Below are 15,830 nucleotides of genomic sequence, written 5' to 3'. Positions count from 1 at the left end.
GAGTTCCACCAGCAGAGGAAGTAGAAGTTCGTGCGCAACACGTTCGTGGAGAGACTGTTTCGACAGGTCGAGAATCGGCCAACCGAGTTGGTGTATCGGTTCCTGGACAATGGTGACGTCGACGGTGTCGTCCGCGAAATGTTGTACGCCGACCTGGGTTTGCGAGCTCGGGCGATCGGCGCCGCCCTGCAGGATTCGATGCCGCGGCGGGCGCTGTTGCTGTATCCGGCGGGCCCGGAGTTCATCGAGGCGTTCTTCGGATGTCTGGTGACCGGCGTGGTCGCCGTTCCTGCCCCGCTGCCCGAATGGGAGAACCGCTCGCTGCGCCGGCTGCGGCGGATGGTGGCCCATGCCGAGGTCGATGTGGTACTGGCGCCGCGGCGAGTCGTCGCGGATTCAGCAGCGCTGTGTGCGGAGATTCCCGAGTTGGCGGGTGTGCGGTGGCTGGCCACCGACGAGATCGCAGGCGATCAGCAATCCCGGTGGCGAGAGCCGGATCTCGGGCCCGATTCTGTCGCGTTCATCCAATACACCTCCGGCTCGACCAGCACGCCACGCGGTGTGATCCTCACCCATGAAAACCTGCTGCACAACCAGAAGGCGCTCGCCGCGGGGCTCGGGCACGACCGCGCGTTGGCCGAGTCATGGGACGGTGCCCTCTTCGCCAGCTGGCTGCCGATGTACCACGATATGGGACTCATCGCTCCCCTGCTGCACACGATCTATCTCGGCACCAATTCCGTGCTGATGTCGCCGCTGCATTTCCTGCAGCGTCCCGAGCGGTGGCTACAGGCGATCTCTACCTACCGCGCTCACACCAGCGGTGGACCTAATTTCGCCTACGAACTGTGTGTGCGCCGGATTTCCCCGGAGCAGATCGATCAACTCGACCTGAGCCGGTGGCAGGTGGCATTCAACGGCGCCGAACCGGTGCGGGCGTCGACGATGCGGCGGTTTACCGACACCTTCGGCCGGGCCGGATTCCGCGCCGAATCTCACCAGCCGGTCTACGGTCTGGCCGAAGCGACCCTGATCGTGACCGCGCCGTCCACCGACGCGGCGCCGACGCTCCGGGTTGTGGGAGGAGATGCCCCTGGAAATCGCGGCCGCGCCGAATTGGTCGGTGTCGGAAAGCCGGCCGAGGGCATGATGATCGCGATTGTCGACCCGGAGAACGGCACCGAGCGCGCCGACGGGGACGAAGGCGAAATCTGGGTGACTGGGAACAGCATCGCCGCCGGATATTTCCGTGACGAGCAGGCCACCGACGAGGTGTTCGGGGCGACGCTGCCCGGTGACGACCGTCGCTTCCTCCGCACGGGGGATCTCGGATTCCTCTTCGGCGGTGAGTTGTTCGTCACCGGCAGACGCAAGGATCTGTTGATCGTCGACGGCCGCAATCACTATCCGCAGGACATCGAATCGACCGTCGAGGCCGCGCACGACAACATCCGGGCCGGCTGTGTCGCGGCCTTCTCCGCCGACGTCGGACTCGACGGGGAGCAGCCGATTGTGGTGGCCGAGGTGCGCAGCGAGGATCCCGGCGAACTGGCCGAGATCGAGGGCAGCGTACGCGGCGCGGTGGCAACCGACCACGGGCTCACGCTCGCGGCGGTGCTACTGATCCGGCCGGGCGCCATCTTCAAGACCAGCAGTGGAAAGATTCAGCGTTCGGCATGCCGGGCGGCGTATCTGTCCGGCGAGTTGCTTACCCTGCTGACCGTTCCGATGCGGTCGCCAGAGGATGAACTCGACGACCACGAACCGATTACGGCAACCGGGGATGCCATAGAGCGGCCCGTGTCGGAGCCGTCCACGGAGGCGCTCCGATCCTGGCTGGTGACGGCGGTCGCGCGGCATGCGGCGCTGGATCCGGAACGGGTCGATGTGCATCGGCCGATGGTCGAATTCGGTTTGGGCTCGGCCGATCTGGTCGAGCTGATGGTCGACCTGTCGGATTTCGTCGGACGTTTCCTCGACACCAATCTGCTGTTCGACCACCCCACGATCGACGGTGTGGCTACCGCACTGGCATCTGCCGCGCCGACCCTGTCGACCCCCGCGGTTGCGGCCGATGCCGAGTCGGCCGGGGGCGCCGACACCGACGACGACGACGCGATCGCGATTCTGTCGATGTCCTGCCGGTTCCCTGGCACCGCGGATTCACCCGAGGCACTGTGGCGGCTGCTGGACAGCAACGGTGACGCGCTCACCGACGTACCCGCGGGCCGCTGGGACATCGACGGGCTGCACGACCCCGACACCGCCGCGACCGGTAAGGCATACACCTTCCGTGGCGGATATGTGGACGGCATCGATCGCTTCGACGCCACCTTCTTCGGTATCGGCCCGCGCGAGGCCGCGGTGATGGATCCGCAGCAGCGCATGATGTTGCAGCTGAGCTGGGAGGCGATCGAACGATCGGGGCGCGATCCGCGCACCCTGCACGGCAGCGCGACCGGCGTGTACCTCGGTGTGTACAACACCGGCTATCTGGCCGACCCCGCGCCAGAACAGCTGAACGGCCAGGTCGGAACCGGTCTGTCACCGAGTGTGGCATCCGGTCGGATCTCCTACACGTTGGGGCTGCACGGTCCGGCGGTCACCCTGGACACGGCCTGCTCCTCGTCGATCGTCGCGATGCACCTGGCGATGCAGGCGCTGCGCGCGGGCGAGTGCGATCTCGCCTTGGCAGGCGGCGCCACGCTACTGATGTCACCGACCGCCCATATCGAACTGTGCCGGTTGGGTGTGCTGTCGCCGACGGGCCGGTGTGCGCCGTTCTCCGCCGACGCGGACGGGACGGTGTGGGCCGAGGGCGCCGGTCTGCTGCTGTTGAAGCGACTCGCCGATGCTCGCCGCGACGGAGACCGGGTGCTGGCGGTCATTCGAGGTTCCGCCGTCAATCAGGACGGCCGCAGCCAGGGCCTGAGCGCCCCCAATGGCGCGGCCCAGGAGCAGGTGCTGCGCTCGGCGCTGCGTGCCGCACGTCTGGCATCGCACGATATCGACTACGTCGAAGCGCACGGCACCGGCACGGCGCTCGGGGACCCGATCGAGGCGCGCGCACTGGCACGGGTGTTCGGGCCAGATCGTGACCCGGATCGGCCGCTCGGTATCGGGTCGCTGAAATCCAATGTGGGGCACACCCAGGCCGCCGCCGGCGTGGGCAGCGTCATCAAACTGGTGCTCGCACTGCAACACGAGCGGATCCCCGCCACCTTGAACGCGAGCGTACCGTCACCACAGGTCGACTGGGCGCGAAGCGGTGTGGCGGTGCAGGCCGAGCCGATGTCGTGGCAACGGGACAGTCGGCCGCGGCGTGCCGGTGTGAGTGCCTTCGGACTCAGCGGCACGAACGCGCACCTGATCCTCGAGGAGGCTCCGCTCGAGCTCGCGACCGGCCGCACAGCCATGCCGGATTCGTCGACCGACAACAGGACGGTGGCACTGCTGCCGATTTCGGCACGCAGCCAGGCGTCGCTGCACGGCCAGGTCGAGCGGCTGCTCGACCTGGTTGTCGCCGATCCGCGACTGGCACCGAGGCCGCTCTCGCGCGCATTGGCGTTGCAGCGCACCCAGTTCGAGCGGCGCGCGGTCGTGGTGGCCGCCGATCGGGACGAGATGGTCGGTGCGCTCCATGTTCTGGTGGACGGCCGGTCGTCGCCGAATGTCGTTCTCGGCGCCGGACCGGTGCTCACCAACGCCAAGACCGCCTTCGTCTTCCCTGGGCAAGGGACGCAGTGGGTCGGCATGGCCCGCGATATGCTCGCCGGCTCCGCGGAGTTCCGTGCCGAATTCGACCAGTGCGACAAGGCTTTCGGCGCACAGCTCGGCTGGTCGCTGGCGGACAGGTTGACCACCATGACCGTTGCGGACCTCGCTGACTTCCCTGTCGTGCAGCCGCTTCTGTTCGCGACCATGGCCGCGCTCGCGGCCACGTGGCGCGCGGTGGGCGTCACCCCGGACGCGGTGATCGGCCACAGTCAGGGCGAGATCACCGCCGCCTACTGCGCCGGTGTCATCGAATTGAGCGATGCCGCACGGATTGTCATCGCGCGTAGCCGTCTGATGCAGGCCATCACCGAACCGGGCGCGATGGCGATGGTCGGCCTGCCCGAGGACGAGGTCGGCAGGCGGCTGGCACAGTTCGATGGCCGGGTGTCGATCGCGGCGGTCAATGTGCGACGTTCGACGATCGTGGCGGGTGAGCAGGCCGCGGTGGAGGAACTGCTGGCAGAGCTGTCCGGCGCGGGAATTTACACGCGTCTCGGCGCGGCAGGGCCCGGATTCGCCGGGCACTGCCGGTTGATCGAATCGATCCGCGATCCATTGACGGCCGAACTGGCCGGGATAATCGCGAATTCGCCTGCAACGCCGTGGTATTCGACAGTGTCGAGTGAACCGATGACAAGCGCACCGATCGGACCCGATTACTGGTATCGGAACGCGTGCGAGACCGTGCGGTTCGCGGCCACGATCGAGCGCATGATCGCGGATGGATTCCGATATTTCGTCGAAATGGGCGTGCACCCGTCGCTGACCGCCGCGGTGCAGACGGTGTCGGAGGAACTCGCGCGCGAGGTGGTGGCAGTGGGTTCGCTGGTGCGGGATCAGGACGGGCCCACCTGCCTGGCCAGGGCGCAGGCCGAGCTGTACGTCGCGGGCCACGAACTCGACTGGACCAGGCTGGTTCCCGAATACGGACACGTCGACCTGCCCACCTACGCCTTCGACGAGCGGCGGTTCTGGACCGACGGAGCCAACCGCGACACCACCTCACTCGGACTCCAAGACGTCGCCCACCCTGTTCTGGGTGCCGTTGTGCCGCAGCCGGATTCGGGTGGCGTGATCCTGACCGGCCGGGTGTCGTGCCGGCAGCAGCCGTGGGTGGCCGATCACGCTGGCCGGAACACGGTGCTGATGCCCGGCGCCGCATTGGTCGAACTGGCCGTCCGCGCCGGTGACGAGGTGGACAGTCCGATGGTGCGTGAATTGGTGTTGCGCACCCCGATGCTCGTCCCCGACCGCACAGCATTGCAGATCCAGACGGTGGTCGGCGCGGCCGACGCCGACGACCGCCGTACGGTGCGAATCTACGCCCGCGACGAACACGATCCGGATGCCCGGTGGACGCTCCACGCCGACGGCATGCTGGTCGAGGAGTCCGACCCCGTTCCCCCACAGGTCGATTCGTCGGTGTGGCCGCCCGCGGAAGCGGTACGCGTCGATGTCGATGACCTCTACGCCCAGCTGTTCGCACGCGGGCACCACTACGGTCCGCAGTTCCGGGCGGTGCGCGCGGCATGGCGATGCGATGACGAGATCTTCGTTGAGGTCGAACTCGCCGAATCCGCGCACGGCGATGCCGCGAAGTTCGGTATCCATCCGGCATTGCTCGATGCCGCGCTGCACGCCACCGCCCTGTTCGCCGCCGACGGCGAGCACGCCCTGCTGCCGTTCGTGTGGACGGATGTGGCGCTGTGGGCCTCCGGCGCCACCGCGCTGCGCGTTCGGCTCACCCGGTCGGGCACCGACACCGTCACCATGTCGGCGACCGACCGGACCGGACGGCCCGTGGTGTCGGTGGGTTCGTTGCTGCTGCGACCGGTCGCCGCCGCGCAGTGGGACGCCGCATCGGTCGCGACCTCGAACCGTCACCTGTTCCGCATGGAGTGGTCGGAGCTCGCGCTTGCCGCGCCGAACCGGACGCGCACGATAGGCGAGTGGAATTCCGCCCGGCCGGGGCTCGTCGACGCGATTATTCTGCCGGTGCCCGAAGGGGATTCGCCGGGGCAGGTGCACGACAGCGCCCAGCACATCCTGGCCGCGCTGCAAACGTTCATCGGCGACAGTCGATTCGACAAGACGACGCTGGTCGTCCGCACTCGCGGTGCGGTGGCCCTGCCCGGCGCGGACAGTCCGAATCCGGCGGGTGCGGTCGTGTGGGGACTGGTGCGCTCGGCCCAGTCGGAGAATCCCGGCCGAATCGTGCTGATCGACACGGCCGACTCCGAATTGGATATCGCCGCCCTTCTCGCCGCAGACGAACAGCAGTTGGCTGTGCGCGACGGTGTGGCGTTCGTGCCACGTCTGGCTCGGCTGGCGGGGAGTGCGGGGCGAGCGCAGGAGGGCCGGGTATCGCTGGGGGACGGCGCCGTTCTGGTCACGGGTGCGCCTGGTCGGCTCGGTTCGGCATTGGCCCGCCATCTCGCCGACGCGTACGGTGCCCGAGACTTGGTGCTGGTCAGCCGCCGCGGTATCGACGGCCCGGGTGGCCGCGAGTTGCGGGACGATCTGGAGAGCCGCGGTGCCCGCGTGCGATTCCGACGTTGCGATATCGCCGACCGGTCGGCGCTGGCGCGGCTCCTCGACGGTATGCCGCTTGCCGGTGTGGTCCACGCGGCGTGCGTGCTCGACGACAGCACAGTCGGCTCGTTGACACCCGAGCAGCTCGACTCGGTGCTGCGCCCGAAAGTTGATGCGGCACACCATCTGCACGAGCTGACCGCCGACCGGGAGCTGTCGATCTTCGTACTGTTCTCCGCGGCGGGCGGACTGTTCGGCACACCCGGGCAGGCCAACTACGCGGCCGCCAACTCCTATCTCGACGCGCTGGCGCTACGCCGCCGCGCGCGCGGGCTGCCCGCCCAGTCACTGGCCTGGGGCGCGTGGGAGGTCGATATGCACGACCACATGACGCAGGCCGATATTCGGCGCATCACGCGCGCGGGTATCCGCGCGTTCTCGGTGCCGGAGGGAATGGCCTGTTTCGATGCCGCGTTGCGGCTCGGTGATCCGGTGCTGGTCCCGCTGCTGCTCGACACCGACGTGCTGCGGCGCGCGTCCGACGTCCCGCCGCTGCTGCGCGGACTCGTGCGCCGCGCGCCACGCCGGGCCGTGGCCGACCGCGCGACAGTCGATGTGACGGCGGGAACGCGATTCGCCGAACAACTGCGGACCGTACCGCGTGCGGAGGCGATCGCCCTGACGAAGGTCGCTGTCGCCGAGTGGACCAGGGAGGTGCTCGGTCATGCGGGCACCGAGACCGTCGCGGCCGAGGAGACTTTCCAGAGTCTGGGTCTGGACTCGTTGATGGCGGTCGAACTACGCAACAAGGTGCGCGACCACACCGGAATCTCGGTGCCGCTCGGCACCATCCTCGCCGAGCAGAATCTCACAGACCTCGCCGATCATCTCGTCGGCGAGGTGCTGCGGCAGGCCGACACCGACGGTTCCGATGTCGTGGCCACCGCGGTGCCCGAGGTCGAAGTGCTACCGGTGACCCGCGACATGATGCGGCTGCTGCGGACCGAGCAACTCGGTATCCCGAGCGCCGCGCAGACCGGTGGTGTCGCCGTACGACTATCCGTGCCGGTCTCCCGACCGTTGCTGGATCAGGCGCTGGCGCGACTGGCCCGCCGACATGCCGCGCTGCGCACCACTATTCGGCCCAGCGAGGAGCACGGACGACAGCTCGAGATTCGTCGCGACCCCGGCGCGCTTGCCGGTTGGCGCGACCTCGACCACCTCGATGACGCCGTTGTCCAGGAATGCTTCCGAGAGCTGATGGCGCGGCCGTTCGACCTGGAAACGGGTCCGCTGTGGCGCTTCGAACTGCTGAACGCCGAATCCGCCCACCCGGTAGTGCTTTTCGGCGCGCATCACAGCATGAGCGATGTACAGTCGATGCTTCTCGTCGCGGGCGAACTCGCCGCGGAACTGTCCGGTGCGCAGCTCGGCGACGCCGTGACCAACCGTGACATGCATCAGCTGCTCGCGGCGCAGCCGAGCAGGGGCGACCGCGACGACGACGGGGGCACGCGATGGCGCGAGGCGTTCTCCGGAACTCGTCGGCTCGAATTGACCCTGGCGCATCCGCGTCCGGCCCAGCGCAGCTACGGTGCCGGATCGGTCGTGCTGGACATGCCTGCCGGATTGCACGACCGGGTCGCGGACCGGGCACGTGATCTCGGTATCACACCCGCCGCGGTCTTCCTCGGCGCCTTGACCGTTGCGCTCGCACGTCGTCAACAGGTCGACCGGTTCGCCCTCGCGGTTCCGGTCGATACCCGCATGCACGCCGATGCCACCGACTCGGTCGGCTATTTCGGTGTGCCTGTGCCCTTCCCGGCGGCTGCTCTGACCGGTGACCTCGTCGCCGACGTGCTGCGGCGCACCGGTGAACGGCTGCGGAATCTGCTCGCGCCGGGCGCGGGCTTCGCCGATGTGCTGGCGGCGCTGGCTGCGGCGGGCCTGTACCGCGACAATGCGCCGATGATCGAGGTGTATTTCAACTACCTGCGCGCCAACTCCGCCGTCGCGCAGGCCGAGGTCGTTCCGGTGAGCACCGGTTACTCCGATCTCGATCTCATGGTGGCGGTCCTGCCGGATACCGGCCAGGTGTGGTTCACCTACAACAGCGACATCATCGACAAGCGGACCTGCACCGAATTCGGCGCGCAATACCTGGCGACGGTCGCGGCCGCGGTCGCCGACCCCGGAGCGCCCGCCCGCACCGAAACCGCCGGGCAACAACCTGTTTCCGGTGTTCGTGCCGCCCTGGGCGCGACGTTCGCGCTGGGTAGGCTACCCGAATTGACGGTGGCGGCATCCTCGGATGCCACGGCGATTACCATCGCGGAGGCGCCCTACCACCATGTGCTGTCCTGCCTGCGCGACCCCTCGGGCGTCTTCGCGCAGCCCTCGACGACCCTGGGCATCGTGCTACTGCGTGCGGCGGATCTGGAACGGTTCGGCGCGATCTCCGACGAACTGCTCACCGAACTCGCCGCCGACTATCCAGCAGCAGTTGGCGAACTGGTCGAACGCACGCGCAGGCCGGTCGTCGTCGGGATCCTGCCTTCGGCCCGGCCCGAGGAACGTTTGGTCGCGTGGGAGCGGCTGGTCGCCGAACGCCTGCGCGAGATTCCCGGCGTTGCGGTGCTGGAACCGAACGAATGGACGCGCGACCATTCGGTGGACAATCCCTTCGACGACCGAACCGAGATCCTGGCGCATCTGCCGTTCACTCCCGAATTCCAGGCGGCGGTGGCGCTCACCCTCGTCGCGACCGTGGGCGCGGTGACCGAACCCGCACCGAAAGTGATCGCCGTGGACGGAGATAACACCTTGTGGAGCGGTACGGCGGGCGAAATCGGTTTCGCCGCTGTGACTTTCGACGAGCCACGTCGAGTGCTTGCCCGGCGGCTTTCGCAGTGGCGCACCGCGGGAACATTGCTGGTACTGGTGACCAACAACGACGACGATATCGTCCGAGACATCCTGGACCGGCCCGACAGCCCACTGCGTCGCGACGATTTCGCCGCAGTCTCCGCGGGCTGGGGCGATAAGCCCGAGCGGCTGGAGCAGGTCGCGCGCACACTGAGGCTGGGACTCGACAGCTTCTGCTATCTCGACGACAACCCGGTCGAGGTGGCGCGCATGCGTGCGCTACTGCCCGAGGTGCTGTCGGTGACATGTCCCCCCGCCGACGAACTGGCACCGTTCATCACGCGACTGTGGCCGATGGTGCCGGTCGCGGCGACGGCAGAGGACCGTGCGCGAGCCGACTTCTACCATCAGGAGCGAGAGCGCGACAGTGCTCGCGCCGTCGCGGAGTTCGCGGAATTTCTCGAACAGTTGAACCTCGAGGTCGATGTCGAGCTGCTGACCGAGGCCACCATCGAGCGCGCACGACAACTGGTACGACGGACCACCCAGTTCACCCTCGCCACCGTCACGGTCGACGATCTCGACCGGTGGCGTGACGAGGGTGAGGTATGGACCGCGACAGCACGCGACCGCTTCGGCGACTACGGCCTGATCTCGGTGCTCGCACTGCGCGCGGATGCTGACTGCCTGTGGATTCGCGGCTGGCAGCTCAGCTGCCGTGCCCTCGGCCGCGGTGTCGAGGAACGGCTGCTGAGCTGGTCGGCCGACCGGGCCGACGCCCTGGGCTGTACGACGGTACGGATATCGGTCCAGCAGACCGCCCGCAACGAACCGGCCCGGCGATTGGCCGCACACCTGTTCGGCAGCAACTCCGAGGATCGACCGCTGGAAGTGTCGGTGACACCGGATCGCTTGCGGGAGTTCCGGTCCTGGGAGCCGCGGGCGAATGGCGCGGAGGTGGCCCGGTGACCGGTGCTGACGAGTCGACGTCGGTCCGCAATACAGCCGTCGACCGTCGTGCGCGCGGCGAAGCCCTCGAACGCGGCACTGCCGGAATGGATGTCGCCGCCCTACTGGCGCGCACCGGCACCGCATCGCTGGTCGAGACCGGGCGTGGCGCGCGACGGTGGGACGTCGACGGTTTGACCGCGGCGGTCACCGCGGTGGCGAATCGGTTCACCGAGACGCCCATCGACGCCGATACCGACTTCTTCGACGCGGGCGGCACCTCGCTCGCCGCGGTGGAATTGGTCGCGGCACTGTCGCGTGAACTCGACATCCATCCGGATCTCGATACTGTGTTCTTCGACGCGCGCCCGCGCAGGCTGGCGCACCGCTGGCTGGCCGATCACCCCGAAGCCGCACGGCCCGGGCCGGACACGGAACCCGAGGCCGATACCGACGACCTCGCCCAACTCTTCGCCGACCTCGCAGGCGCCGACCGGCTGCCGCTCGTGGCGGCGCCGCAGCGGGTCGCGCCGGGCCGCATCCTGCTGACCGGAGCCACCGGCTTCCTGGGCAGCCACCTGCTGCTCGACCTGTTGCGGCACAGCCAGGCCCACGTGGTGTGCCTGATCCGCGCCGACGACGACCACGCCGCCGCGCAACGGCTCGAGCACGCCGTCCGGCGCTTCGCGCTGCCCTGGTCGAGCGAGGTGCGGCGGCGGGTGACGCCGCTGGCGGGCGACCTTCGCCGACCCCGACTCGGCCTGTCCGATGAGCGGTGGAAAACCCTTGCCGCGGAAGTAGATTCGATCGTCAACGCGGGCGCCGCGGTGGATTTCCTGCGCGGCTATCCGTCGCTGCGCCGCACCAACGTACTCGGCCCGCTGACCCTGGCGGAGCTGGCCTGCACCGACCGTCCCAAACCGGTGCACCATATCTCCTCGCTGGCGGTATTCAATGGATCGGATGCCGCCACGTTGGGCGAGGACGATCCGACCACCAACGTTGCCGCGCTGCCCATCGGATACGACCGATCCAAGTGGGCCGCCGAGTCCGTGCTGCGCCGGGCGGGCGAGCACGGACTCGTGGTGACCATCCTTCGTCCCGGCGGAATCAGCAGCCACCCGGAGACCGGCGCGCACAACCCGCGTGACCTGAACGCGGGCATCACCGCGGCACTGATGCGATTTCGCACCGCGCCGGGATTCCGGTACCTCAATGCCGCCCCGGTGGATTGGGTCAGCCGGGTGGCCGCGCAGATCGTCGGCACCCCGAGCGCCTGGGGCCACATCTATCACCTCACCGGCCAGCCCACCTCACTCGAACAGGTGGTCGCCGAAACCACGCTGGGCGGTATGGGTATTCGCGTTCAGCACTGGCGGCAGTGGTGCGATGACGTGGTGCGTGCGATCAGGGAGGAACCGGTGCCGGAATTGGAATCGCTGGCGCAAGTCCTGCAGAGTCCCGTTGCGCGGCGTCAGTTGGCGGCGATGGTGACCGCGCCGCCCGCATCGGCGACGCGTACCGAAGCCTTCGTATCCACCACCGGCCTGCCCGCGCCCGCCACCGGTCCGGCGGCACGCGGCCGGATGCTCGCGGCCATGGCGGGGATCGGACCGCAGCCGGGCGACCAACCTTATCTGCGGTTCAACGAAACACTCACCGGAACGGTCGGCCCGATCGACGACACCGCCGACAGCCCCTGCGATCTGCGACTGACCCTGTCCATCGCGAGCAGCGCGCAGGTCTTCACCGCGCGAACGCTCCAGGTCGGCGGCGAGCTCACCTGCGCTCGATTGCACGACGCGCCGCTCATCGTTGCGGGCACGGCGACGATCCGACCGCACGACGGGATACCGCTACGCCACGAAGTACGGCATCCGATCATGCATTATCAACTGACGCTGCGTGATTCGTCCGGTGACGCCTGGTGGCTGGTGGGATACAAATTCGCCGCGCCGCGGCGACGTCTGGTGCGTCAGCTCGGAACCCAGGTGATCGAAATCGGACGCGTCGGGGAGCCCGCAACCTATCGCGGTGAGGTCGCCGTGCCGATGCATACCTATCTGCCCGACCAGATCGACGGCATCGAGATCGATCCACGACTGTCCGAACGCCAGCAGCGGCTGGCGAAACTGTTGTGGCTCAGCTGGTTCGGCGGTCAACTCGGCAAGAGCCTGCTGGAACCGGTCCTGCGAGTGGGTGTCGATCTACTGGATTTGCGCCGAGCGATGCGTAAGGAGCACCGCCGTTGACGGAAATACGATCGACCAGCCCGGAACTCGGTGCCGGAGAGGTGATTTCGTTCCGCACCGCCGACGGCGTCGACCTCGAAGTGCGTCGGGTCGGGCCCGCCGACGCACCCGCGGTGCTACTGGTGCACGGACACGGGGTGTCGTCGGAGATGTTCGCGCTGCCCGAAATTCGTAATGTGACCGATGTACTGGCCGATTCGGGTTACCAGTCGTGGCTGCTCGACTGGCGCGGCAGCTGCCGCCTGCCGTACAACGAATCCGGCCCGTCCTACACCTTCGACGATGTCGCGCTCTACGACATACCCGCGGCGGTCGCGCAGATCAGGGAGCGGATCGGGGACCGCCCACTGTTCGTCGTTGCGCACTGCATCGGCGCGCTGGCCTTATCGCTGAGCATGACGGCCGGACTGCTTCCCGGACTGGCCGGGGTGGTCGCGCAGGGCGTCTTCCTGACCCCGAAGGTCAGCACATCCGCGCGGGTGCGAGTGCTGCTCGGCAGCGAATTGATCAGCTCACGCCTGAGTCACATCGAATCCGACTTCCGCAAGGTTGGGCTGTGGTCTTGGCGCACCCCGATCTATGCCGCGTTGTCACGCAAAGGCGACTGCCCCGACCCGACCTGCCGCATGGTCCACCACGGCTGGGGCATGGGCGCCGAGCTGTTCGAACACGACCACCTCGATGCGCGCACCCACGACCGGCTGGCCCAACTCTTCGGCGCGATACCACTGTCGGTGCTGCCACATCTACGGCAGATGGAGTTGGCGCACAGCGTGGTCCGATGGAACGTCGACGACGACCGCTACCAGGCGCTCCCCGAGAACGCGCTCGACCAGGCCGATCGCATCGACTGTCCAGTGCTGCTGCTGTCGGGCAGCCGCAACAAGGCCTGGCTCGATTCCAACAAGCTGTGCTACGAGGTACTTTCGGCGCGCAATCCGACAGTCGATGTCCGCTATACCGAAATTCCCTCCTACGGCCACCTCGACACCTTCATCGGCCGCGGCGCGGCGCTGGACGTGTTCGGACATATCGTCGATTTCTTCGACGAGACGTCAGCTCGGCACGCGTAGCGGCAGGCCGGCGGTGTGGTAGATGGCATCGATGACAGTCATGGTGTCGACGGAATCGCTCGGTGCGGTGGGCACCGGCTCGCCGCGCAACACCGCTGCGGCGAAGGCGTCGAGTTGGTAGTCATAGGAGGCGCGATGGGTGAATCGCCGCAGCCGCCTGCCGTCCTCCGAATGCACCGACAGCACATGTCCCAGCTGCGGCAGCACCGGATTGACCAGCCGCATCCGGCCGCGCTCGCCGACGACGGTGGCGCCGACGCGCAGCACATCCGACGACCACATCGAGCACCGGATGCGGCCGGTATGCCCGGACGGGAAGCGCAGCTCGGCGGTCATGGCGCGGTCGATCCGCGATCCGCGCAGCTTGGCGTGCGCCGCGACCACTTCCGGGTTCTCGCCGCCGAGCACGCGGACCATGTGCACGGCGTAGCAGCCCGCATCCATCAGCGCGCCACCCGCGAGGGCGTAGTCGTAGCGGATATCGGAGAATTTCGGCAGGGGAAAGCACATCGCGGCTTCCACCCGCAGCAGCGGCCCCAGTTCGCCGGACGCGATGACCTGTTCAGCGGCCGATATCAGCGGATGGTAGCGGTAGTGGAACGCCTCCATCACCACGCGATCGGAATCGCGTGCCAGCGCAGCGATCTCACGAGCCTCCGCGGCGTTGGCGGTGAACGGCTTCTCGCACAGCACATGCTTACCGGCCTGCATCGCGGCGCGCGTCCAGCGACCGTGCAGACCGTTGGGCAGCGGGATATAGACCGCGTCGAGGTCGGGCGCGTCGATCAGGACCTGATAGCTGTCGTAGACCTGCGAGATGCGGTGCTTGCGGGCGAACCGTTCCGCATCCGACCGGTCCCGGGCGGCCACCGCTGCGACGACGACCTCCGGATTCCGCTCGGCCGGTTTGATCAGGGAAGCCGGCGCGATACGGGCGGCACCGAGGACCCCGATACGGAGCCCGGAGCGCATGTCTTCGGTCACCGGCAGACACTAACATCGACACCGCACCTCGGCTGGGCTGCTCCGACAGTCCGACGATCCCGAATGTGGATGAATCACAGCAGATCACGAACGGAAGTCGAAGGTATATGCGTATTGCGTTGTTGACGGCGGGAACCCGGGGCGATCATCAGCCGTATCTCGCCCTGGCCGATGAATTCCGGTCGCGCGGACACGATGTCGCGATCACCGCCACCGAGAACTACGCCGATGTGGTGCGGCGCTCGGGCTTCGAGCCGCACGTCATCCCGTTCAACTCTGCGGAACTGCTGGAGTCGCCCGCGGCCAAACGCGCCCTGTCCTCCGGTAAGACGCTGCCGTTCGTCCGGATCATGCTGGACACCGTCAAGATCATGGCCGGCGAGCGTGGTGAGCGAATGCACCAAGTGCTCAGCGGCGCATGCGAATCGGCCGAGGTGATCGTGTCGTGCGCCTCGACATTGCCGTGGGCGATGGAGCGGAGGGAGAAGACCGGGCAGACCGTGGTCGGGGGTTTGCCCTATCCGCTCGAGCGCACCGGTGAGTTCCCGTCGTCGTTCATGGTCAAGCAAATGTTCTCGTCGCGGCGACTACGGCTGGCGAGCTACTCGGCGTTCGAAATCGCCTACGGCGTGGCATATCGCCGGGTGGATCGGCGGGTGCGCGAACTGATGGAGTTGCCCGGTGCGCCCCGGAATCCGTTCCGCCGCATGCGCGAAGACGGTATTCCGCTGGTGCACATGGTGAGTCCGGTGCTGTTGCCGAAGCCGGGTGACTGGCCGGAGCGCTCAACCGTCGTCGGTGCGCCGATTATGCCTGCTCGGCTGCGTGACGCGTGGGGCGAGGCGGTGGTCGATCCGGCGCTGACCGAATGGCTCGACGAAGGCGAGCCGCCGATCTACTTCTGCATGACCGGTATGCCGATCCTCGATCCGGTCGGTTGCTGCGATCTGATCGCCGCCGTTTGCCGTAGGCTGGGGGCTCGCGCCCTGGTGACCGTGAAGGGAGAGGGCTACCCCCGTGGTATCGGGTACGACCGGCGAATGTTTGTCCTGGATTCCTTCGACTACGACCGAATCCTCCCGCGGTGTCGCGCAGTCGTCCATCACGGCGGCAGCGGAAATACTCACGATGTGCTGCGGACGGGCCTGCCCGCGGTGGTGATCGGGGTGCACAGCGACCAGTTCTTCTACGGCTGGCGGATATCGTCGCTCGGGATCGGGGCCGACTTCCCGTATCCGTCGTTGACCGAAAATCGACTGCACGATGCGCTGGTTCGGACGCTGACACCCGACGCGCGTAGCAGGGCCGAGGAACTCGGCCGCATAGTCTCCGCCGAGAACGGCGTCCGCGCCGCGGCAGACGCGGTGCAACGACTCGCCGCCTCGACATCGGCCTGAGC

Annotated in this window: 5 protein-coding genes; 4 read left to right on the top strand and 1 reads right to left on the bottom strand. The window is 67.7% G+C overall.

All coding sequences use genetic code 11. The features are described 5' to 3' along the window. Positions 1-30: 30 nt before the first annotated feature. From AB0J29_RS01045 to AB0J29_RS01035, 3 genes are read left to right on the top strand one after another with little or no spacing between them, the layout of a single operon-like run. Positions 31-10,143 (top strand): HAD-IIIC family phosphatase, encoded by a 10,113-nt coding sequence (locus tag AB0J29_RS01045; protein ID WP_364777180.1) that lies wholly within the window; start codon positions 31-33, stop codon positions 10,141-10,143. After that, positions 10,140-12,374, top strand: a complete 2,235-nt coding sequence (locus AB0J29_RS01040) for a thioester reductase domain-containing protein (protein ID WP_364777178.1) — start codon at positions 10,140-10,142, stop codon at positions 12,372-12,374. Before AB0J29_RS01045 ends, AB0J29_RS01040 begins: the two co-directional genes overlap by 4 nt. Next, complete coding sequence (locus tag AB0J29_RS01035; RefSeq protein WP_364777176.1) at positions 12,371-13,447, top strand: alpha/beta fold hydrolase; 1,077 nt, start codon at positions 12,371-12,373, stop codon at positions 13,445-13,447. The genes AB0J29_RS01040 and AB0J29_RS01035 overlap by 4 nt, the downstream gene beginning before the upstream one ends. Here AB0J29_RS01035 and AB0J29_RS01030 read toward each other — a convergent pair. Then, complete coding sequence (locus AB0J29_RS01030; RefSeq protein ID WP_364777874.1) at positions 13,430-14,419, bottom strand: Gfo/Idh/MocA family oxidoreductase; 990 nt, start codon at positions 14,417-14,419, stop codon at positions 13,430-13,432. The two genes, AB0J29_RS01035 and AB0J29_RS01030, sit on opposite strands and share 18 nt — an antisense overlap. A 119-nt stretch (positions 14,420-14,538) precedes the next feature. Between AB0J29_RS01030 and AB0J29_RS01025 the strand changes: the two genes are divergently transcribed. Further along, the gene (locus AB0J29_RS01025; RefSeq protein WP_364777174.1) at positions 14,539-15,828 is read left to right on the top strand and encodes a glycosyltransferase; all 1,290 of its coding nucleotides are present in this window, start codon (positions 14,539-14,541) and stop codon (positions 15,826-15,828) included. Positions 15,829-15,830 lie beyond the last annotated feature (2 nt).

Source organism: Nocardia sp. NPDC049707, from assembly GCF_040674855.1.
In the GTDB taxonomy this organism is placed as follows: Bacteria; Actinomycetota; Actinomycetes; order Mycobacteriales; family Mycobacteriaceae; genus Nocardia.
Note: the sequence above shows the minus strand (reverse complement) of the source record. Positions and strands in the feature narration are given on the sequence as shown.

Excerpts from the sequence above, each read along its gene's own strand:
- AB0J29_RS01030 (WP_364777874.1), bottom strand. The coding sequence starts at position 14,419 with ATGCGCTCCGGGCTCCGTATCGGGGTCCTCGGTGCCGCCCGTATCGCG.
- AB0J29_RS01025 (WP_364777174.1), top strand. The coding sequence starts at position 14,539 with ATGCGTATTGCGTTGTTGACGGCGGGAACCCGGGGCGATCATCAGCCG.